The sequence below is a fragment of the Hymenobacter edaphi genome, from assembly GCF_003258365.1.
Classification (GTDB): Bacteria; Bacteroidota; Bacteroidia; order Cytophagales; family Hymenobacteraceae; genus Solirubrum; species Solirubrum edaphi.
Genome location: NZ_QHKM01000010.1, coordinates 22,341 through 41,674 on the forward strand (window position 1 = coordinate 22,341; position 19,334 = coordinate 41,674).

General features: G+C 66.8%; 18 protein-coding genes. 10 read left to right on the plus strand and 8 right to left on the minus strand.

Annotated elements, in window-relative coordinates:
* Positions 1–305: 305 nt before the first annotated feature.
* Positions 306–1,967: an NAD(P)/FAD-dependent oxidoreductase gene (locus DLM85_RS21495; protein ID WP_111480244.1), complete on the minus strand. Its 1,662-nt coding sequence runs from the start codon at positions 1,965–1,967 to the stop codon at positions 306–308.
* Positions 1,968–2,088: 121 nt separating this feature from the next.
* A complete protein-coding gene (locus DLM85_RS21500) occupies positions 2,089–3,489 on the minus strand; it encodes a sensor histidine kinase (protein WP_111480245.1) in 1,401 nt (466 codons plus the stop codon).
* 236 nt (positions 3,490–3,725) lie between these two features.
* Between DLM85_RS21500 and DLM85_RS21505 the strand changes: the two genes are divergently transcribed.
* Complete coding sequence (locus tag DLM85_RS21505) at positions 3,726–5,282, plus strand: carboxylesterase/lipase family protein (protein WP_111480246.1); 1,557 nt, start codon at positions 3,726–3,728, stop codon at positions 5,280–5,282.
* A 116-nt stretch (positions 5,283–5,398) separates the two neighbouring features.
* Here DLM85_RS21505 and DLM85_RS21510 read toward each other — a convergent pair whose 3' ends face one another.
* Positions 5,399–5,851 (minus strand): DUF2846 domain-containing protein, encoded by a 453-nt coding sequence (locus DLM85_RS21510; protein WP_111480247.1) that lies wholly within the window; start codon positions 5,849–5,851, stop codon positions 5,399–5,401.
* Positions 5,852–5,998: 147 nt separating this feature from the next.
* Positions 5,999–7,804, minus strand: coding sequence for a tail fiber domain-containing protein (locus DLM85_RS21515; RefSeq protein WP_133257192.1), 1,806 nt, complete (start codon positions 7,802–7,804; stop codon positions 5,999–6,001).
* A 238-nt stretch (positions 7,805–8,042) separates the two neighbouring features.
* Between DLM85_RS21515 and radA the strand changes: the two genes are divergently transcribed.
* The 9 genes from radA to DLM85_RS21560 all read left to right on the plus strand — a co-directional run bounded on the left by radA (position 8,043) and on the right by DLM85_RS21560 (position 17,156).
* Positions 8,043–9,428, plus strand: a complete 1,386-nt coding sequence (gene radA, locus DLM85_RS21520; RefSeq protein ID WP_111480249.1) for a DNA repair protein RadA — start codon at positions 8,043–8,045, stop codon at positions 9,426–9,428.
* A 206-nt stretch (positions 9,429–9,634) separates the two neighbouring features.
* Positions 9,635–11,098 (plus strand): TlpA family protein disulfide reductase, encoded by a 1,464-nt coding sequence (locus tag DLM85_RS21525; protein ID WP_165822244.1) that lies wholly within the window; start codon positions 9,635–9,637, stop codon positions 11,096–11,098.
* Between the two features lie 168 nt (positions 11,099–11,266).
* Complete coding sequence (locus DLM85_RS21530) at positions 11,267–11,680, plus strand: VOC family protein (RefSeq protein WP_207891078.1); 414 nt, start codon at positions 11,267–11,269, stop codon at positions 11,678–11,680.
* A 114-nt stretch (positions 11,681–11,794) separates the two neighbouring features.
* Positions 11,795–12,817 (plus strand): SPASM domain-containing protein, encoded by a 1,023-nt coding sequence (locus DLM85_RS21535; protein WP_111480251.1) that lies wholly within the window; start codon positions 11,795–11,797, stop codon positions 12,815–12,817.
* Positions 12,818–12,866: 49 nt separating this feature from the next.
* A complete protein-coding gene (locus DLM85_RS21540; RefSeq protein WP_111480252.1) occupies positions 12,867–13,298 on the plus strand; it encodes a hypothetical protein in 432 nt (143 codons plus the stop codon).
* A gap of 105 nt (positions 13,299–13,403) precedes the next feature.
* Positions 13,404–14,918 (plus strand): 1-hydroxycarotenoid 3,4-desaturase CrtD, encoded by a 1,515-nt coding sequence (gene crtD / locus DLM85_RS21545; RefSeq protein WP_111480253.1) that lies wholly within the window; start codon positions 13,404–13,406, stop codon positions 14,916–14,918.
* Positions 14,919–15,045: 127 nt separating this feature from the next.
* A complete protein-coding gene (locus DLM85_RS21550) occupies positions 15,046–15,741 on the plus strand; it encodes a carotenoid biosynthesis protein (protein ID WP_111480254.1) in 696 nt (231 codons plus the stop codon).
* Between the two features lie 40 nt (positions 15,742–15,781).
* Positions 15,782–16,396 carry a TetR/AcrR family transcriptional regulator gene (locus DLM85_RS21555; protein ID WP_111480255.1) on the plus strand — a complete coding sequence of 205 codons (615 nt, stop codon included), beginning with the start codon at positions 15,782–15,784 and terminating at the stop codon, positions 16,394–16,396.
* Between the two features lie 100 nt (positions 16,397–16,496).
* Positions 16,497–17,156 carry a nuclear transport factor 2 family protein gene (locus DLM85_RS21560; protein WP_111480256.1) on the plus strand — a complete coding sequence of 220 codons (660 nt, stop codon included), beginning with the start codon at positions 16,497–16,499 and terminating at the stop codon, positions 17,154–17,156.
* A gap of 85 nt (positions 17,157–17,241) precedes the next feature.
* On the opposite strand, the gene DLM85_RS21565 is transcribed toward DLM85_RS21560, so the two are convergent.
* The 4 genes from DLM85_RS21565 to DLM85_RS21580 form a co-directional block, all read right to left on the minus strand.
* The gene (locus DLM85_RS21565) at positions 17,242–17,484 is read right to left on the minus strand and encodes a DUF6952 family protein (protein ID WP_111480257.1); all 243 of its coding nucleotides are present in this window, start codon (positions 17,482–17,484) and stop codon (positions 17,242–17,244) included.
* Positions 17,485–17,495: 11 nt separating this feature from the next.
* On the minus strand, positions 17,496–17,813 hold the full coding sequence (locus DLM85_RS21570; protein ID WP_111480258.1) for a thioredoxin family protein: 318 nt from the start codon (positions 17,811–17,813) through the stop codon (positions 17,496–17,498).
* Positions 17,814–17,955: 142 nt separating this feature from the next.
* The gene (locus DLM85_RS21575) at positions 17,956–18,624 is read right to left on the minus strand and encodes a phage tail protein (protein ID WP_111480259.1); all 669 of its coding nucleotides are present in this window, start codon (positions 18,622–18,624) and stop codon (positions 17,956–17,958) included.
* Between the two features lie 2 nt (positions 18,625–18,626).
* Complete coding sequence (locus DLM85_RS21580; protein ID WP_243636083.1) at positions 18,627–19,322, minus strand: phage tail protein; 696 nt, start codon at positions 19,320–19,322, stop codon at positions 18,627–18,629.
* Positions 19,323–19,334: the final 12 nt, after the last annotated feature.

The window sequence follows — 19,334 nt, forward strand, 5'->3', positions numbered from 1 at the left end:
ACCAAAAACCCTCACCGTTTCTTCATTTTTTCTCCGCCCGTTCGGGCCGTCGTCCTGGCTCGCTTGTCATTCTGCGGCGCAGCCGCCCCGCAGGCCAGCGCCTTCCGCGCGCTACCCCGCCGCTGATAACAAGGTGCCGATGGTTGTTTGGTCGGACTTCCTAACGCCGAAGCGCAGCCCCGCGGCCCGAGCAAGTGGGCGTTGGTGGCTGCGCTTCGTGGTTGGGGCGGGGCGCGGAGGGCGCCTGGCGGCGCTGTTCGCGCCCCTGCCCTCAGGATAAGGGGCTGTTTACCCGGGCCGGCCGGCTACTCGTCGAGGTACTGGTGCACGAACTTGATGGCCATCGAGCCTTCGCCCACGGCCGAGGCCACCCGGGCCATGGCTCCGGCGCGGCTGTCGCCGGCGGCGAAGATGCCGGGCACGCAGGTTTCCAGCGCGTACGGCTCGCGCTGCTTTTTCCAGCGGGTGGCAAAGCGCGGGTCGGCCACCAGGTCGCGGCCGGTGAGCACGAAGCCCTTGCCGTCGCAGAGCAGCACGTCGCACACCCACTCGGTGCTGGGCTTGGCGCCGATGAACACGAACACGGCGCGGGCGGGGCACTGCTGGGTCTGGCCGGTCTGGTTTTGGCGCAGCACCACCGTTTCCAGGTGGTCCTGGCCCTGCACTTCCTGGATTTCGGTGTAGGGCAGCAGCTCGATGTTGGGCGTGTGGCCGATCTGCTCGATGAGGTAGGCCGACATGGAGGCGGCCAGCGAGGCGCCGCGGATGACGATGTAGACCTTGCTGGCGTAGCCGGCCAGGTACATGGCGGCCTGCCCGGCCGAGTTGCCGCCGCCCACCACGTACACCGGCTGGTCGTGGCAGGAGCGGGCCTCGGTGCGGGCCGCGCCGTAGTACACGCCCGCCCCCGTGAGGTGCTGAATGCCCGGAATATCGAGCTGGCGGTAACTCACGCCGGTGGTCAGCACCACGGCCCGGCTGCGCACCTCGCTGCCGTCGGCCAAAGTCAGCACCTTGTACTCGTCCTGCACGCAGAGCTTGGTGACTTCCTGGGCGTTGAGGATTTCGGCCCCGAGGCGCACGGCCTGGGCCCAGGCCCGGTGGGCCAGCTCCGAGCCGCTCAGGCCCGTGGGGAAGCCCAGGTAGTTTTCGATGCGCGAGGACGTGCCCGCCTGCCCGCCGGGGTTTTGCCGCTCGATCAGCAGGGTCTTCAGCCCTTCGGAGGCGCCGTACACGGCCGCCGCCAGCCCCGAGGGGCCCGCGCCGACCACCACCACGTCGTACAGCTGCTGCGAGGCCTGCCGGGCCAGGCCCAGCTGGGTGGCCAGCTCGGCGCGGGTGGGCTGGGGCAGCACCGTGCCGTCCTGGGTCAGCACCACCGGCAGCTCCTGGGCCGTGAGGCCCAACGACTCCAGCAGCAGCGGCGCCTCGGGGTTGGTTTCGAAGTCGAGCCACTGAAAAGCTACCATGTAGCCAGCCAGGAAGTCCTTCAGCTCGTGCGAGAGCGGCGACCATTGAAACCCGATCAGGCGCACGCCGCGGTAGGGCGGGCGGTACTGCGCCTGCCAGGCCGCCAGCAGGTCGTGCAGGGTGGGGTAGAGCAGCTGCTGGGGCGGGTCCCAGGGCTTCATCAGGTAGTAGTCGAGGCGGGCGTCGTTGATGGCGCGGATGGCGGCCTCGGTGTCGGCGTAGGCGGTGAGCAGCACGCGCTTGGCCTCCGGAAACAGCGTACGCGCCTGCTCCAGCAGCTGCACGCCTTCCATGTCGGGCATGCGCTGGTCGGAGAGGACCAGGGCCAGCGGCTCGGCGCGGGCCTTGAGCTGGCGAATCACCTCCAACCCTTCCTGCCCCGAGCCGGCCCGCACGATGCGGTAGTCGGGTCGGAATTCCTGGCGCAGGTCGCGGTCGATGGCCGAAAGCACCTGCGGGTCGTCGTCGACCACGAGCAGGACGGGTTTTTTATCCATTGGTGAAGTAGTGAAATGGTGAGGTGGTGAACTGGTGAGCTTGATGTTTGGGAGGCGCAACCCGCGCAGATTGCGCAAGTAGAACGACACTCACTATTTCACCACCTCACCATTTCACCACTTATTCCTCCATCGGCAGCCACACGCAGAACTCGGTGCGGCCGGGCTTGGAGGTGACGTTGACGCGGCCGCCGTGGCTGAGCACGATGCGGCGGGCAATGTCGAGGCCCATGCCGGTGCCCTCGCCCACGGGCTTGGTGGTGAAGAAGGGCTCGAAGATGTGGGGCAGCACGTCGGCGGGGATGCCCGGGCCGTCGTCCTGCACGCACACCTGGGCGTATTCGCCGCTGCGGCGGGTGCTGATGGTGATGGTGCCGCCGGTTTCGGGCAGCGCATCAATGGCGTTGTCGAGCAGGTTGGTCCACACCTGGTTCAGCGCGCCGGGCTGGCCCTGGATGCTCAGTAGCCCCTGGGCGTAGTCGCGCACCACCCGGATGCGGTGCTTGCGCAGCGGGTAGCTCAGCAGGGCCAGGGTGCTGTCGAGGCCGCCGTGCAGGTCGGTGGGCACGAAGCCGCCGGCGCGGTCCATGTGGGAGTAGTCCTTCACGTTGTGCACCAGCTCGGAAATGCGCCGCGAGGCCTCCTGCACGTCGCGCACCAGCTGGTGGCTGGTGAGCTGGCCTTCCAGCCAGCGCAGGGCGGGCTGGCGGGCGGCGGCGGGCAGGGCGCTGAGCACCGGCCCGAGGCTGTCGGCATCGAGGCCGCCGCTGAGCAGGCCGGTGGCCAGCCCGTGCACGTCGTTGATGCCCTGGGCCATCAACCAGTCCTCCAGCTCCTCTTCGCAGTCGGCTTTTTCGAGGGCCGACAGCGCGGCGCCGGGCAGCATGGTGTGGCTGGCCAGCTGCAGCAGGGCCGGCAGCTGCTCGGCCGGGGTGCCGGCGGCCAGCACTTCCTGCAGCAGCAGGGGCCCGGCCCCGGTAAGGCTCGACAGCTCGGCCGACGAGCGGCTGATGGCGGCGGCGGGGTTGTTCAGCTCGTGGGCCAGGCCGGCCGAGAGCTTGCCGAGGGCCCGCAGCTTGTCGTCGCGCTCCTGGGTGCGGGCTTCTTCGCGCACCCGGTCGCTCATCAGGCCCACCAGGCGCTGCACCAGCTCGGGGCTCACGCGCTCCAGCTCCGGAAACTGGTCGCGGTGCAGGCGCAGCATCTGCGCATCGGCCACCACCACGCCCAGGGCCGCGGTCTGGCGCAGGCGGGAGTAGGGCAGCACGCCGGTTATCATCGGGGCCTCGAAGCGCAGCGTCGGCTCGCGGTGGCCGTTTTGCTCGCGCCAGAGCTGCACGGCGCCGCGCAGCAAAATCAGCAGGTGGTCGGTGGCTTCGCCGGGCCGGAATATTTCGGTGCCGGCCGGGGCATCCAGCGGTTCGCCGTGGGCGAGCAGCCACTGCAGCACCTCGGCGGGCAGGTCCTGCAGGGCGGGTACCACGGTCAGGTCGTCGGCAGTAAGCGTGGCGGTAGTCGGCATAGCAACGGGGGCTAGAGGTTCCACAACAAAGCAACCGCCCCGCGGCGGCGGGGTTCGGGGCTAAGGTAGCCCAAGCGCGTGAGGTTTCGTGCGGCGGGCCGGGGCCGGCCCGTTTCAGCCCGCCCGGGCCGGCCGGCGGGGCGCTGCTACTTTTGCCCGGGCGGCCTTTTCGTTCAGGTCGATACGCCACCTGGTTGCGCCGCCGTTGCCCCGCGTTGTCCTCTGAACCCGTTGCTATGCTTCGACCCGTCCGCTTTCTGCTGCCGCATCTGCTTACCGGTCTCTTGCTGTTGGGCTGCGGCCCCGGCCTGCTTCCTCAGGCCCGGGCCCAGGCCGCCCCTGCGGTACTCGTGCGTACCAAGAACGGCCCGGTGCAAGGCACGCGTGAGGCTAATCTTTGCGTGTTCCGCGGCATTCCGTACGCCCAGGCACCGGTGGGGGCGCTGCGCTTCCGGCCCCCGCAGCCGCTACCCCGCTGGAAAAGCTCGCGGCCGGCCGGCACCTTCGGCCCGCGTGCTACGCAGGCCGGCGGGCCCAGCGGCGTGCAGGGGCAGGAAGACTGCCTGTACCTGAACGTGTGGGCGCCGGCCTGGCCCGCCGCATGCCGCCAACCGCCGCTGCGGCCCGTGGTGGTGTGGGTGCACGGCGGAGCCTTTACCGGCGGCGCGGGCTCGGAAAACGATACCTGGACCTTCGCCGCGCAGGACAGCATCGTGGCCGTGAGTCTGAACTACCGCCTGGGCAGCCTGGGCTTTCTGCAGCTGCCCGCCCGGGACCCGCGCTACGCCCAAAGCGGCAACTGCGGCCTGCTCGACGCGGTAGCGGCCCTGCGCTGGGTGCAGCGCAACATCCGCGCCTTCGGGGGCGACCCGCGCCGCGTGACGGTGATGGGCGAGTCGGCCGGGGCCAAGCTGGTGGGCGCGCTGCTGGCCACGCCGGCCGCCGAGGGGCTGTTTCAGCGGGTGATTCTGGAAAGCGGCGCCGTGCAGGCCATCCGCGACACGGCCACGGCCGGCGCCGTGGGCCGGCAGCTGCGGCGGGCCCTGCCCCCGGCCACCGACCTACTCACTGCGCCCGCCGAAACCCTGGTGCGGGCGCAGCAGACCTTTGCCAGCGGGGCCGGCGGCCTGCAGGTGTTTGGGCCGGTGCTCGATGGGCGCACCATTGCGCAGCCGCCGCTGCGCTACCTGCGCCGCGCCCGGCCGCGGCCCGTGCTGCTGGGCACCAACCGCGAAGAAGCCGGCCTGTTTACCGGTCCCGGCTCCCTCATTGCCGAGCCCAACGAAGCGGCGCTGCAGCTGGTATTCGGCCAAAACGGCCCGCAGGTATGGCAGGCCTACCAGCGCGCCCGGCAGCAGCAGCCCGATCTTGAGGCCTGGAACCGCACCCTCACCGACTACCTCTACCGCCTCGCCACCTACCGCCTCGCCGACTCGTTGGCCGCCGCGGGCGCGCCGGTGTGGCTGTACCGCTTCGATGGGCCCGGCGGTGCCCAGCGGCCCGTGCACGCCCAGGAGCTGGCCTACGTGTGGAACGCCCCGGCCGGCAGCTCGGCCGCCGCGCCGGTGGCCGCCCCCGCCAGTGCCCCGCGCAAGGCCGCCGATGCCGCTCTGGCCGCCGCCATGCACGCCCGCTGGGCCCGCTTCATCAAAACCGGCCAGCCCGGCCCCGACTGGCCCGCCTACCGCCCCGCCACCCGGCAGGCCCTGATTTTCGGGCCGACCAGCGCACCGGTCTCGGTGGCCGATGCCTACCAGGACGCCGCCTTTCCCACGCAGGCCTACCGCCGCTGATGCCGGCGCGGCCTCTTGCTGGCGGCCGGGGCCAGCGGGCTACTACGCATTCAGCCCCGCCGGGCCGCGCTTGGGTTAAGCGGGCCCGGCGGGGCTGAGCGTCTTCGGTCGGCTGGTTACTTACCCGCTGCCGGGGCGGCCGGCGTTTCGCAGTTGTCGGGCTTCAGGTCGGCGTTCTTCTTTTTGTAGGTCGATTCGGTGACTTCGGTGAAGACCATTTTCACCGTCATCAGGCGGGTTTTCACGTCGCCCTGGATGTAGTACACCTTGCCGGCCTCCAGCGTCATGTCGAACTTGTCCTGGTCGGGCAGGTTCAGGCCGCCGGCTACCGAAGTAAACGAGGTTTCACCCGGCTTGAGCTTGGTCACGAAGTAGCGCTTGTTGCTGAGGCGGCACAGCTCGGCGCCGTTGGCGCGCACGGTGAAGTTGGTAGCAGCCTGGGCCAGCATGGGCGGGCGGTAGAATACCACGGTGGCCATGTCGGGCGTGGCGGTGGGCACGGGGCCCTGGGCATTGCAGGTGCCAGCGGCAGCAGCCATCAGCAGGCCGGTGCAGAGAAGGTAACGCATAAGCGGTTGAGAGAGGGAGAGGAGGGTTTAACCTGCTAAAGATAGAAGGCGGCAGGTGCACTACCGGCTTGCAGGTGCTTTTTCCAGCAATTTAATATTGGCATGATCCAGCGCAACCCAGGGCGCTTCAGCAGCCCGAAGGGGCCACTACTTGCCGGCGCGCGTACCCAGCAGGCTTTCCAGCCGGCTGAGCCGGGCTTCCAGCGCCGCCGTGCCAGCTGCTGCCTGCGTCTGCTGCTGCCGCAGCTGGGCCTGGCCGGCGGCCACCTCGGCCCGCAACTGCTCGATCTGCCGCTGCTGCTCCTTGAGCGCTTCCACCAGCACAGGAGTCAGTTGGGCGTAGTTCACGGCCTTGAGCCCGTCGGCACCGGTGGTTACCAGCTCCGGGTACACCTGCTCGAGTTCCTGCGCGATGAAGCCCAGCTGCTCGCCCTGCGGCCCTTTGCCGGCCTTGAAACGGTAGCGGCGGCCCTGTAGGGCTTGCACGCCGGCCAGCGCGCCGGTGAGCGGGCGCAGGTCGGTTTTCAGGCGGGCGTCGGAACTGCTGGCCACCACCCCGTTCAGGGTCAGGTTGCCGGCGACGGTCATGCCGCCTTCGGAGTAGATGGCCACTTTGCGGTCGGTGGTGCTGGTGCCGGCCCCCACGATGTTCAGGGCGTTGGCCGTCAGGTTGCCGTAGCCGATGGTGCCGGCCTCGGCCTGCTTGCCCGTCACGCCCGCCCCAAACTCCAGGGTGCTGGCCCCATCGATTTTGGCGCTGCCGGCTACGTGCAGCTTGGCCTGCGGCGAGGTCGTGCCGATGCCCACGTTACCGCTGGCGGCAATGTCGAGGGAGCTGGTGGGCGCGCCCGGCCGGATGCGGAAGGGCAGTAGGCTGCCGTTGGTCAGGTCGCGCACGAAGAAGTTAGCCTCGTTGCCCGCCACATCCCAGGTCTGGGTGCCCCAGCCGCCGGCCCCGAGCTGCTCCAGCCGTACGCCGGGCGTGTTGCCGTTGACTACGCGCAGGGTGGGGCCGCTGCCCGAGGCGCTGCCCTGCACGGTGGTGCCGCCGGCGGCGTGCAGCTCAATTTTGCGGTTCGTGGCGCTGGTGCCCGCCCCCACGATGTTCAGCGCATCGGTCGTGATGTTGCCGTAGCCGATGGTACCGGACAGGGCCTGCTTGCCGCCGATGCGGGCGCCAAATTCCAGGGTGTAGGCGCTGTCGATTTTGGCGGCGCCGGCCACGTGCAGCCGGCCCTGCGGCGAGGTCGTGCCGATGCCCACGTTGCCCGAGGCGCTGATATCAAGGGAGCTGGTGGGCGCCCCGGGGCGGATGCGAAAGGGCAGGCGCGAGCCACCGGTCAGGTCGCGCACGAAGAAGTTGGCTTCGTTGGCCCCGATGTCCCAGGTCTGGGCCGTGAAACCGGCCGTATTGGTTTGCTCCATGCGGATGGCCGGCGTATCGTTGCGCAGCAGGTGCAGCAGCAGCCCGGGCGAGGCAGTGCCCACGCCCAACGTGCTGCCGCTCAGCGCGCCGGTACTGCTCAGCGCGCCGGTAATAGCAGCATTGCCGCCTACACTTAAGGCGCCGGTGGTCGTCAGGGCGCCCGTGAAGTAGCCCGCTCCGGCCACGTGCAGCGGGTAGAGCGGGTTGCTGAGGCCGATGCCCACGTTGCCGGAGTAGTTCCACGTCAGCACCGAGGAGCGGGTGCCCAGGCGGTTGATGCCCAGCACGCCGCCCGTGTAGCCGTAGAGCACCGGCCCGTCGACGTTCTGACCCAGCCAGTTCTTGGAACTACTGGCGGCCCCGTACCACCCCAGGCCGTGGTTGGTATCGGAAGAAGCCCGCAGCAGGATATCGTAGTCGTTGTAACCATAATTCTGCGTGGCTTGGGCACTGGCTCCCGTAGCGCCCAATAACCCGAAAACCAGTAGTATTCCGGCCCGCCGGCCCGTCGAGGAGAAGTGTTGCATAAACGCCAAGTCGTTGAGGGCCCGAAGTTAGTATTCGTGGGTGGCGCGGCCTAGCGTCTCGACTCTCCTCCCGCTGGCGCGCCTCAATAGCGGCCGGAGTCGGCCCCTTGTTCCCCGCCAGCTTTTGGCCGTGCTTGGCCTGGCCTACAAACGCACTTCGAAGCAGCCGAAAACCCCGTTCTTGCCAAACTTTTTAGCAGCCGGACGCATTACCTTCTTTTACCCCCGACTACGCCCGATGGCCAAGATCAAGACCGTTTATTTCTGCCAGAACTGCGGCGCCCAGAGCGCCAAGTGGATCGGCCGCTGCCCCTCCTGCGGCGAGTGGAATACCTACGTGGAAGAGGTGGTGCAGAAAGAGGAGCTGACGCCCGCCAACGCCTGGAAAGCCTCGACCTCGGTGGGCGGCAGCAGCAAGGCCGCCAAGCCCAAGCCCCTGGGCGAAATCCTCTACGAAGAGGAGTCGCGGCTGAACACCCACGACGGGGAGCTGAACCGCGTGCTCGGCGGTGGCCTCGTGCCCGGCTCCCTGGTGCTCATCGGCGGCGAGCCGGGCATCGGCAAAAGCACCCTGATGCTGCAGATTGCCATGCAGCTCAAGAACCTGCGCATTCTGTACGTGTCGGGCGAGGAAAGCGAGCAGCAGATCAAGATGCGCGCCGAGCGCATGGGCCAGCAGCACGCGGGCCTCTACATCCTCACCGAGACGAGCACCCAGAACATTTTCAAGCAGATCGACGCGCTGCAGCCCAACGTAGTGGTGGTCGACTCCATTCAGACGCTGCACTCCCAGCTGGTGGAGTCGGGGGCGGGCTCGGTCAGCCAGGTGCGCGAGTGCACCACCGAGCTGCTCAAGTACGCCAAGGAAACCGGCGTGCCGGTGCTCCTCATCGGCCACATCACCAAGGACGGCTCCATTGCCGGCCCCAAAATCCTGGAGCACATGGTCGACACGGTCTTGCAGTTCGAGGGCGACCGGCACCTCACCTACCGCATCCTGCGCACCGTCAAGAACCGCTTCGGCTCCACCTCCGAGCTGGGCATCTACGAGATGCAGGGCTCGGGGCTGCGGCAGGTGTCGAACCCCTCCGAGATTCTGCTCTCGCAACGCGACGAGCAGCTCAGCGGGGTGGCCATCGGCGCTACGCTGGAGGGCAACCGCCCGCTGCTGGTGGAAGTGCAGGCGCTGGTGACGCCCTCCACCTACGGCACGCCGCAGCGCAGCAGCACCGGCTTCGACGCCAAGCGCCTGCAGATGCTGCTGGCCGTGCTCGAAAAGCGCTCCGGCCTGCGCCTGGGCCAGCACGACGTGTTCCTCAACATTGCCGGCGGCCTGCGCCTCGAAGACCCGGCCCTCGACGCGGCCGTGTGCGCGGCCGTGGTCAGCTCGCTGAACGACATTCCCGTGCCCGGCAACGTGTGCCTGGCGGCCGAGGTGGGCCTGAGCGGGGAAATCCGGGCGGTGAGCCGCCTCGACCAGCGCCTGTCGGAGGCCGAAAAGCTCGGCTTTCAGGAAATGTACATCTCGCAGTTCAACGGCCGGGGCCTCGACCTGGGGCGCTTTGGATTAAAAGTTCACCCGGTAGGACGTCTTGATGAAGTCCTAAGCGGGCTCTTCGGCTAAGCCCAAAAAAATCAGGCATCCCCCGAAAATGTGAGGCCAAGGATTGGATTTTGTAAATCCAACCGTCTTATCTTCGGTCCAACGATTGTCTTTTCCCGCGAAACGCTTGGTCCGGCCGCCGCCCGAACCCGGCGGCAACGGGACGGCCCCGGCCGCGTATGAGAGTTGTTGTCCGCTTTGCCTCACCCAGATACCCAGCCGCCCCGATGTTTACACTTCTTCGCTTCTCGGCCCTGAGCCTGCTCGCCGCCGCGCTGTGCGCGCCGCTGGCCGGGCAAGCCCAAAGCACGGTGGTGCTCACCGGCAAGATCAACGGCAAAACGGAGGATTCCGTGGCCGTGTCGGTGCGCGAACATCCGCTCGACGCCAAGGAGCAGCTCACCTACGCCGCCGTCAACGACAAGGGCGAGTTTCGGCTGGCGCTGAAGGTGGACGGCCCCACCAAGGCCGACCTGGTGTACGGCGACGACGTGGCCGGCCTCTGGCTGGAGCCCGGCACCCAGCTCGACGTGCGCTTCAAGGGCGAGGATTTGGCCCAGACGGTGAAGTTTAAGGGCAAGGGCGCCGAAGCCAACACCTACCTGGCCGACTTCGACGAGCGGTTCGTGGAAAACGACGGCTTTCAGGTGCTGCCCGACAACATCACGTTCTACGAGGCGCCCTTCCTGCACTTTCTCGACTACCGCCGCAAGGAGGAGGAGAAGTTTCTCAAGGACGTGCAGGAGGATCAGGCCGTGTCGCCCGCCTTCCGCAACTACGTGAAGGCCGAGGTGGCCTACAGCTACGCCAACGACCGGCTCACCTTTCAGGATTTGCGCGAGCAGGTGGTATCCACCGAGAACCGGCTGAAAATGTCGGACTCGTACTACGCCTTCCTGAACGACGCGGCGCTGATCAACAACGAATCGGCGCTGCAGAACGACTCCTACCAGGAGTTTCTGATCAACTACGTGCACTACGCCGCCACCGCGGCCGGCCACAAGAAGGGCGACCCGGAGTTCTACCAGGTGTGCTACAACCTGGCCAAGGAAAAGCTGCAGGGCCCGGCCCGCGCCATCGTGCTGGGCCGCGTGCTGCAGGAGTCGTTCCGCTTCGGCCACGTGCGGCAGTCGGCGGCCATGCTCGACGACTTCCGCAGCACCGTGGACAAGGGCAACAAGTTTTACCCGGTGCTCAAGGCCGACTTCGACGCCCACAAGGATTTCGCCATTGGTTCGCCGGCCCCCGATTTCAAGCTGGTGTCGGCCGCCGGCGACACGGTGTCGCTGCAGTCGTTCCGGGGCAAGCTGGTGTACCTGAACTTCTGGCGCACCACCAGCGGCCTGTCGCTGCGCGACCTGCCCTACGCCCAGGAGCTGGCCAAGAAGTTTAACGGCCAGAACATTGCCTTCGTCAACATCGCCCTGGACGAAAACGAGCCGGCCTGGAAGCAGCTGGTGGTGAGCAAGAAGCTGGCCGGCACCCACCTGCGCGCCGTGGGCGGGCAGCGCGGCCCGCTGGCCAAGGCCTACATGCTGCAGGAAGTACCCGCCTACTTCCTCATCGCCGAAGACGGCACCTTCCTGAACACCAAGCCCAAGCGCCTGAGCAGCCGCGCCGCCGTCGACGAAATCAAGGAGTCGTTCGGCAAGGCCTCGACCTACAGCAGCACGCTGCCCATGGGCAAGTAAGTTGTCCTCGGCCCCACTTGCTGACCGGCCCTGCCTCGCGGCGGGGCCGTTTTTTTGCGGCCCCGCGCCAGCTGCCGCCCGAATAGTGGTAACTTATAGAAGTGCCAGCCCGGCACGCCGCGCTCCACCTACGGCCCCTGCTGGCGGATACCCTCACCCCTCAGCCGTATGGAAACCCTTTCCGTCACCCGCCACGCCGTGCTGGCCACGGCCCCCGTTACCGTCATGCTCCCGGTCCGGAACCTGGAGCGGGCCCGGCAGTTCTACGAGCAGGCCCTGGGCCTGCACCCCATCGGCCTGAAAGCCGACGGCAAGTTTGAGTACGCGTGCGGCAGCACCAACGTCATTGCCCTGTTGCCGAAGCCCAGCGCTACCCCCGCCGACCATACCGCCCTCAGCTTTGAGGTGCCCGACATTGCGGCCGCCATTCAGGAGCTGCAGCAGCACGGCGTGCAGTTTGAAGACTACGACCTGCCGGGGCTCAAAACCGTCAATCACATCTGCGTACTCGGCGCCGAAAAAGCGGCCTGGTTTAAAGACCCGGAGGGCAATTACCTCTGCCTCCACCAGAACGCCGGCTAAGCCGCTGGCTTTCTTCGTGCTCCGGAGCCGGGTTGGGCGCGTCTTATCCCCTGCCCGTCCTAACCTTTGCCCGCCCGTGCTGGTTTACGTCGCATTGCCGACCTTTACCCTACGATGCGCTCCACCCTGGCCGACGGGCTGAATTTTCTTTCCAAGCTCACCCCGCTGCGCGCCCTGAACGCGGCGCAGGTGACGGGCTCCTACGTGCTCAGCCGCCTCACCGGCCGCTCACGCGCCTGGGGCCTGCCGCTGGCCGTGAGCCTGGAGCCGACCACCAGCTGCAACCTGCGCTGCCCGGAGTGCCCCAGCGGGCTGCGCTCCTTCACCCGCCCCACCGGCATGCTCGACGAGGCCGTGTTTCGCCGCACCATCGACGAGCTGGCCCCGCGGCTGTGGTACCTCACCTTCTACTTCCAGGGCGAACCGTACCTGAACCCCGGCTTCCTCGACATGGTGCGCTACGCCACAAAGAAGCGCATCTACACCGCCACCAGTACCAACGGGCACTACCTGACCGAGCAGAACGCCCGCAAGACGGTGGAAAGCGGGCTGGACCGCCTTATCGTCTCGCTCGACGGCACCACCCAGGAGGTGTACCAGCAGTACCGCGTGGGTGGCCGGCTCGACAAGGTGCTGGAAGGCGTGAAGCGCGTGGTGAAGCACAAGCGGGAGCTGAACTCGCAGACCCCGCGCATCGTGTTCCAGTTTCTGGTGGTGCGCCCCAACGAGCACCAGATCGACGAAGCCAAGGCACTGGCCCGGACGCTGGGCGTGGACGACGTGTGGTTTAAAACGGCCCAGATCTACGACTACGAGCAGGGCAGCCCGCTGATTCCGACCATCGACTACTACTCGCGCTACCAAAACAACGCGGACGGCTCGTGGAGCATCAAGAACCGGCTGCTCAACCACTGCTGGAAGATGTGGCACTCCTGCGTCATCACCTGGGACGGGCTGGTGGTGCCCTGCTGCTTCGACAAGGACGCCGAGTACCGCCTCGGCGACGTGCAGCAGACCTCGTTCCGCCAGCTCTGGCACGGGCCCAAGTACCAGGGCTTCCGCCGCGCCCTGCTGAAAGGCCGCGACCAGGTGGAAATGTGCCGCAACTGCACCGCCGGCACCCGGGTGTGGGGCTAAAACCGCGGCGGCGGCCCGGCGCGTATCTTGCACGCCCGATTGCCGCTCCATGTCCTCCACTGCCATTCCCGTGCCGCCCCCGCTGCTGCACACCGCTTACCGCGCCGACCTCGACCTGCTGGTGAGCCGCTGGGGCTACCAGCCCGACCCGGCTTTGCTGCCGCCCGCCTACGAAGAGCTGACCGCCCAGGCCCTGGCCTGCGGCTGCCGCTTCTGGCTGCAGGACATCCGCCGCCGCACCCTCAACGACCCGGCCATTACCCGCTGGCTGCTCACGGAGTACTTTCCGCAGATAAGCCAGCGCCTGGGCGGCCGTCTGACCGTGGCCTACCTCACCGGTCCCGCCCTGCTCGAAGCCCTGCTGAACGGCCCCGGCTACCTGCCGCCCAGCGCCTACGAGCAGCAGCCCTTTGTGGTGGCCTTTTTCGGCGACGAAGGCGAGGCCATTCGCTGGCTGCAGACGGAGCAGCGCCGCCCCTGACCGCTCCGGCTTCTCGATAATAAGCTGCCGGTGGAGCTAACAAAACCCGGCGAAGTACGGTAGTGCTGGTATTGCCGTTACTGCCGCTCTTACTCCTCGTTTCGCATGCCCGTTTTGCCCGCCGGCCGTAGGCTGCGCCAAGCCTCGTCCCTGAAGCCGCCCGTGGCCGTCATCGGCGCGGGCATAGCCGGCATTGCCACGGCCGTGCGCCTGGTCGCCCAGGGCCACGCCGTCACGGTGTTCGAGGGCCGCAGCTCGTTCGGGGGGAAGATGCACCAGTTTGAGCTGCCCGGCGGCTACCGCTTCGACGCGGGCCCCTCGCTGTTTACCCTGCCCGGCCTCGTGGATGAGCTGTTTCGGCTGGCCCAGCGCGAGCCGCAGGACTACTTCCGCTACGAGCGGCTCGACCCCATCACCCAGTACTTTTTCGCCGACGGCACCCGCCTCACCGCCTGGGCCGACGAGACGAAATTCGCCGCCGAAGTCGAGCAGAAGCTCGGCGTGCCCGCGGCCGAGGTGCGCAGCTTTCTGCACCGCTCGAAGCGCGCCTACGAGGCCACCGCGCCCACCTTCCTGCACAAGTCCTTGCACCGCGCCCAAAGCTACCTGAGCCGCGACACCCTGCGCGCCGTGGCCGAAATGCCCCGCCTGGGCCTGCTCAGCACCATGCACGCCCGCCACCAGCAGGCCTTTCCGCAGGATGCGCGCCTGGTACAGCTCTTCGACCGCTTTGCCACCTACAACGGCTCCGACCCCTACCAGGCCCCGGCTACGCTCTCGCTGATTCCGCACCTGGAGCACGGCCTGGGCGCTTACTACCCCGAGGGCGGCATCCACCGCATTGCCAGCTCGTTGGTGCAGCTGGCCGAGGAGCTGGGCGTCGAATTCCGGTACAACGAGCCGGTGGAGGAAATCCTCACTGCCGGGGCACGCGTAACGGGCGTACGCACCCCGCAGGAGGTGTACGACTTCAGCCTGGTGGTCAGCAACATGGACGTGGTGCCCACCTACCGCCGCCTGCTGCCTCACGAGCCCGCACCCGAGCGCACCCTGGCCCAGCCCCGCTCCTCGTCGGCGCTGATTTTCTACTGGGGCGTCGCCCGGGAGTTTCCGGAGCTGGGCGTGCACAACATCTTTTTCTCCGCGGACTACCGCCGCGAGTTCGAGGCCATTTTCCGCCAGCAGACCGTGGCCGACGACGTGACCGTGTACGTGAACATCACCAGCAAGAAAACCGCCGCCGACGCCCCGCCCGGCCACGAAAACTGGTTTGTGATGGTGAACGTGCCCCACGACCAGGGCCAGGACTGGCCCGCGCTGCTGCTCCAGACGCGCGCCGCCGTGCTGCGCCGCCTGAACCAAGCCCTGGGCCTCGACGTTGCCCCGTTGATCCGGGCCGAGCGCACCTGGACGCCGCCGGGCATTGCCGTCGACACCTCCTCCTTCGGCGGGGCGCTCTACGGCAGCTCCTCCAACACCATGCTGGCGGCCTTTCTGCGCCACCCGAATTTTTCCAGCCGGCTCGATGGCCTGTACTTTTGCGGCGGGTCGGTGCATCCCGGCGGGGGTATCCCGCTCTGCCTGCTCTCGGCCCGCATCGTTGCTGACTTAATCAATTAAAAATGAGAAAGTAAAAATTAAAAATTGCTCCATTCGACCGGTTCCGGCAACGCCACCAGGCCAAGTCGCTCCATCCGAGCAGCTCATTTTTAATTTTTAATTCTCAATTTTTAATTCCTTTTCTCCTATGCCCCAACCTGACCAATTGACTTCGCCGGTGGCGACTCCGGCGACGCCGGGGCCCGCACCGCGCCGCCTGCTGGCGGCGCAGCTGGTGCTGCTGCTCTTTTACGCCACCGGTTTCGTGGGCCTCGGCCTCTCCCACGACCCGGGCTTTTACCTGCAGTTCATGCCCCTCACGCTGCTGCTCACCGCGGCCCTGCTGCTGGCCTTCGACCGCCACAGCCCGGCCCCGATGTTCGGCTGGTTTGGCCTCACGGTGATGCTGGTGGGCTTCGGGGTGGAAGTAGCCGGGGTGCAGACCAGCGCCATCTTCGGCAACTACAGCTACGGTACCACCATGGGCCCGCGCCTGCTCGAGGTGCCCATCATCATCGGCCTGAACTGGCTGATTCTGACCTACCTGGCCGGCGGCCTGGCCCAGCGCCTGCCCCTGCCCGGCTTTGGGCGGGCGCTGCTGGCGGCCCTGCTCATGGTGGGCATGGACGTGTGCATCGAGCCCGTGGCCGTGCACTTCGGCTGGTGGAAATGGTTTGCCGACGTGATTCCGCTGCAGAACTTCAAGGCTTGGTTTGCCCTCTCGCTGATCCTGCAGGTGTACCTGAACCGCAGCCACGTGCAGCCCGGCCGCAACCCGCTCGTGCCCTTCGTGTATTTGCTCCAACTGCTGTTCTTTTTTGGTTTGGGCTGGTTAATCGGCTAATTTTCGCAGACTGCCGCCCCACTCCATCCCGCTCCACCGCATGAGTCGAACCCTACGTGACACGCTTCTGGACCAAGCCCGCGACCTGTTTCAGCGCGCCGGCATCGAAACCCAGTCGCCCGAGCAGCTGATTGCCGCCCTCGACATTGCCCCCGCCACCTTCCGCGAGATGTTTCGCGACAAAGCCGACCTCGTGATGCAGGTCACGCTGCACGACATCGAGCGGCAGAAGCAGGAGCACGCCGACCTGTTTGCCCGCGTGCCCGACCCCGTCGGGCGCCTGCTGAGCTTGCTTGAAATGGGCATCCGCGACCTGCAGAAGGTGACGGCGCCCACGTACTTCGCCGACTTGATCCAGCATTACCCGGAAGCCTGGGAAGTGGGGCAGCAGCACCTGATGAGCTACTCCTACCCCCAGCTCCACGGCCTGCTCAACGACGGGGTGGTGCAAAAGCTGCTGCGCGGCGACATCAACATCGGGCTGGTCAGCAAAATCATCATCGAGCAGCTCAACATGATGCTCAACGAGCACATTTTCCCCTCCAGCCGCTACAACATCGCCGAGGTGTTCCGTAGCGTGTACCTCTACTACTTCCGCGGCCTCTGCACCGACGAGGGCATGCAGGCCGCGTCTGCCTACTTCGCGCGGATGTAGCCGGCCCGCTACCCCGGTAACGGGAAGCGCACCACATTATCATGTTATTGATAATGCATTGGACATAAAGGAGCTTTGCTGCTCAGCAAACCCCGCCTCTATGCCCAAACACCTACTCTCCCTGTTACTGGTCCTGACCTGCCTGCTCGCCGCTCCCGCCTGGGCCCAAAAGAAGCCCCTGTCGGCCAAGGCGCGCAAGGCCCGGATTGCGGCCGCCGCCACGGCCCGCACCAAGGCCGAGGCCGCCCGCCGCGCCGAAGCGACCCGCTTGGCCGCCAACGTAGCCGCTTCGGAAGGCTCCGATGCGCAGGAGTTGCTGCGCATCGACGAGGCGCTGACCGACGCCATCCTGCGCAGCGACGCCGAAACCATCACGCACCTGCTGGCCGACGAGTACATTGCCGTCAACTCCAAAGGCCTGGTGACCAGCAAAAAGGACTGGCTGGCCGCCATTGCCAACGACGAAGGCCACTGCGACATCAACAAGGGCTTCGAGTTTGTGGTGCGGGTGTACGGCAACACCGGCTTCGTCATCCACAACACCAGCTTCCGCGGGCAGCTCGACGGCGCCGCCACCACCGGCGAATACCGCATCACGCGCTACTTCATCCGGCGCAACGGCAAGTGGCTGGTGGCCGCCGGCAACACTACCTACGTGGTGCCCGCACGCCTTACGGCCCTGGCCGCGGCCGGCAAAAAGGCCAAGAAGGAGCGTAAAAAACTAAAAAACACCTACGCCTCCGAGCCCGCAAAAAGATAGAACGGCTGAATGGTTAAATGGCTGGTCGTTCTGAGCTACAAGCGTCAGAACGACCAGCCATTTAACCATTCAGCCGTTCAGCAATTTAACTGATCGACACGCGCACTTTCTTGGTGTACTCGCGCAGGGCGCTGGTGAAGTCGGCGCCGTGGTCCTTCATGTGGTTCAGAATCCAGATGGCGGCGAAAACGTGCGTGAGCTGCTCCCCGTCGTCGGCGCCTTCCACCTCAAAGGAGGGCTTACGCTCGTCGAGCAGCGCTTCCTCGGCTTCGAGCAGGTCTTGCAGGCTCTGGTTTTCCACCAGGCGCTTGATGGCCGGAATTTTCATGGCTGCTGGGCTTAGCGAATCTTGTCGATGAGGGAGGCAACGGCTTCTTCCTTGCTGGCGGCCACGCTGTCGACAAACTCCCCGTTCTTGAACACGGCGAAGAAGGGCAGATTGGTCACGTTGGCGGCTTTGCGGGCCTCCGGGCTCACCTCGGCGTTGACGTCGAGGAAGGCCACATCGGCGTTGCCCTCCGCGTCGGAGAGGCGCTTGAACTTGGGCGAAAACAGGCGGCAGTTGCCGCACCAGTCGGCGTAGTATTTCACCACGACTTTGTCGTGCTGCTGCAGAAGCTGCTGGAAATCAGCGTCAGTGGCTTTGGTAACGGCCATTAGTGAGAAAGGTAAGGTTGAACCCAACGGAGCAGATAAGAATCATTCTTATCTGGCTGCAAACCTAAAGCGTTTTGGGCAGAAAAAAGTTTGGCCGCCGGAATTCCGGCGGCCAATCCCATACGCAGGGGGCAGGGCGGGGTTAGGAGCGCGGCGGAAACACGCCCTGCAGGGCAATGTAGTAGGCCAGCGCCAAGTAAGGCTGCTCGTTGTTGTGGGGCAAACCCGCCCCGAGGCTGCCCGAGGCCGTGGCGCCGGTGCTGGTGGGCGCATACTGCGGCAGGCCCGAGGCGTTGCTGGCCAGAAAGGCGTTGGCCGGCGAGCCGACAGTGCCCAGGGCGGTGCTGTAGGTCAGCTCCACCGAGTGCGAGTGCGCCGGCATTTCCGAGGCCAGCAGCTCAACGGTGGCCGAACCGCTGGCTTCGCCCAGGTCCCGGTTGCTGAGCCCCGGCCCCTGGCCCGCGCCGATGGGGACGCGGCCGTTCAGATCGGGCAGGGCGAAAGTGCTGCGGCCGTCGCCGCCGTAAAAGGTGCCCAGCAGCGAAAACAGCGCCGTGTTCTGGCTGATGGGCAGCAGCTGCCCGTCGCAGCGGGCGTAGCCGCGGGGCGCAAAGTTGAAGCCGGCCAGGATGATTTCGCCCACGAACGGGTCACCACTGGTCAGGGTGCCGGCCGTGGCCGGGGTGGCGCGGCCAAGCAGGGCCTGCAGCGGCCCGGCCAGGAAGCTGCCGGCCACCACGCCGGCGAGGCGCTTGAGCAGGCTGCGGCGGGTAGGCTGCGCGCTGCTAAGAGGAGCGGTAGACTGCGGCATGGCTAGGTCGGGGAGGGAAAAACGCCACCGGTAATGGCAATGACAAAGTTGATGCAGGCAAAGGGCTGCAGGTTCAGGTGCGGCTGGCTGCCCCCGACCGCAGTACTCGTGTTGACGACGGTACCGCCCGCCCCCGTAGTGGCCATGACCGCGTCGAAGTTGCCGCCGTACTGCGGGGCACCGCCGCCGCTATCGGCCAGGTAGTGATGCACCGGGGTGGCGCCCGCCACCCCCGACAGCTCGGTGGTGCCGCGGTCGGCGCTGGCTTTGAGGCCGTGGAAGTGCGGCGGCATCTGCGCCTGGGTTATGGTGCTGGCTTCCGCGCCCCCCTGCTGGCCCAGGAGGTAGGCGCTATTGTCGTAGTGCAGCGGGATGCGGCCGCGCAGATCGGGCAGGGCGAAGGTGGTCTGGCCATTGCCACCGAACCGGGTGCCCAGCAGCGAAAACAGGGCCTGGTTCTGGTTGATGGGCAGCTGCTGCCCGTTGCAGAGCGCAAAGCCCTGGGGCGCGAAATTGAAGGCCACCATCATAATCTCCCCCAGGAAAATCTGGTTTGCGCCGTTGGTGGAGAAAACGTCGGCGGTGGGGGCGGCGCTGGCCCGGTTGCGGCCCAGCAGCAGGCCGCCGGTGAGCAGGGCGCCCAGGCCCTTCAGCCAGCCACGCCGGGTTGGGTCTGTGGATTCAGGAGTAGAAGACATGCGAGGAGCCGA

Coding starts and splice junctions, on each gene's coding strand:
- DLM85_RS21495 (WP_111480244.1), bottom strand. CDS start 1,967: ATGGATAAAAAACCCGTCCTGCTCGTGGTCGACGACGACCCGCAGGTG.
- DLM85_RS21500 (WP_111480245.1), bottom strand. CDS start 3,489: ATGCCGACTACCGCCACGCTTACTGCCGACGACCTGACCGTGGTACCC.
- DLM85_RS21505 (WP_111480246.1), top strand. CDS start 3,726: ATGCTTCGACCCGTCCGCTTTCTGCTGCCGCATCTGCTTACCGGTCTC.
- DLM85_RS21510 (WP_111480247.1), bottom strand. CDS start 5,851: ATGCGTTACCTTCTCTGCACCGGCCTGCTGATGGCTGCTGCCGCTGGC.
- DLM85_RS21515 (WP_133257192.1), bottom strand. CDS start 7,804: ATGCAACACTTCTCCTCGACGGGCCGGCGGGCCGGAATACTACTGGTT.
- radA (WP_111480249.1), top strand. CDS start 8,043: ATGGCCAAGATCAAGACCGTTTATTTCTGCCAGAACTGCGGCGCCCAG.
- DLM85_RS21525 (WP_165822244.1), top strand. CDS start 9,635: ATGTTTACACTTCTTCGCTTCTCGGCCCTGAGCCTGCTCGCCGCCGCG.
- DLM85_RS21530 (WP_207891078.1), top strand. CDS start 11,267: ATGGAAACCCTTTCCGTCACCCGCCACGCCGTGCTGGCCACGGCCCCC.
- DLM85_RS21535 (WP_111480251.1), top strand. CDS start 11,795: ATGCGCTCCACCCTGGCCGACGGGCTGAATTTTCTTTCCAAGCTCACC.
- DLM85_RS21540 (WP_111480252.1), top strand. CDS start 12,867: ATGTCCTCCACTGCCATTCCCGTGCCGCCCCCGCTGCTGCACACCGCT.
- crtD (WP_111480253.1), top strand. CDS start 13,404: ATGCCCGTTTTGCCCGCCGGCCGTAGGCTGCGCCAAGCCTCGTCCCTG.
- DLM85_RS21550 (WP_111480254.1), top strand. CDS start 15,046: ATGCCCCAACCTGACCAATTGACTTCGCCGGTGGCGACTCCGGCGACG.
- DLM85_RS21555 (WP_111480255.1), top strand. CDS start 15,782: ATGAGTCGAACCCTACGTGACACGCTTCTGGACCAAGCCCGCGACCTG.
- DLM85_RS21560 (WP_111480256.1), top strand. CDS start 16,497: ATGCCCAAACACCTACTCTCCCTGTTACTGGTCCTGACCTGCCTGCTC.
- DLM85_RS21565 (WP_111480257.1), bottom strand. CDS start 17,484: ATGAAAATTCCGGCCATCAAGCGCCTGGTGGAAAACCAGAGCCTGCAA.
- DLM85_RS21570 (WP_111480258.1), bottom strand. CDS start 17,813: ATGGCCGTTACCAAAGCCACTGACGCTGATTTCCAGCAGCTTCTGCAG.
- DLM85_RS21575 (WP_111480259.1), bottom strand. CDS start 18,624: ATGCCGCAGTCTACCGCTCCTCTTAGCAGCGCGCAGCCTACCCGCCGC.
- DLM85_RS21580 (WP_243636083.1), bottom strand. CDS start 19,322: ATGTCTTCTACTCCTGAATCCACAGACCCAACCCGGCGTGGCTGGCTG.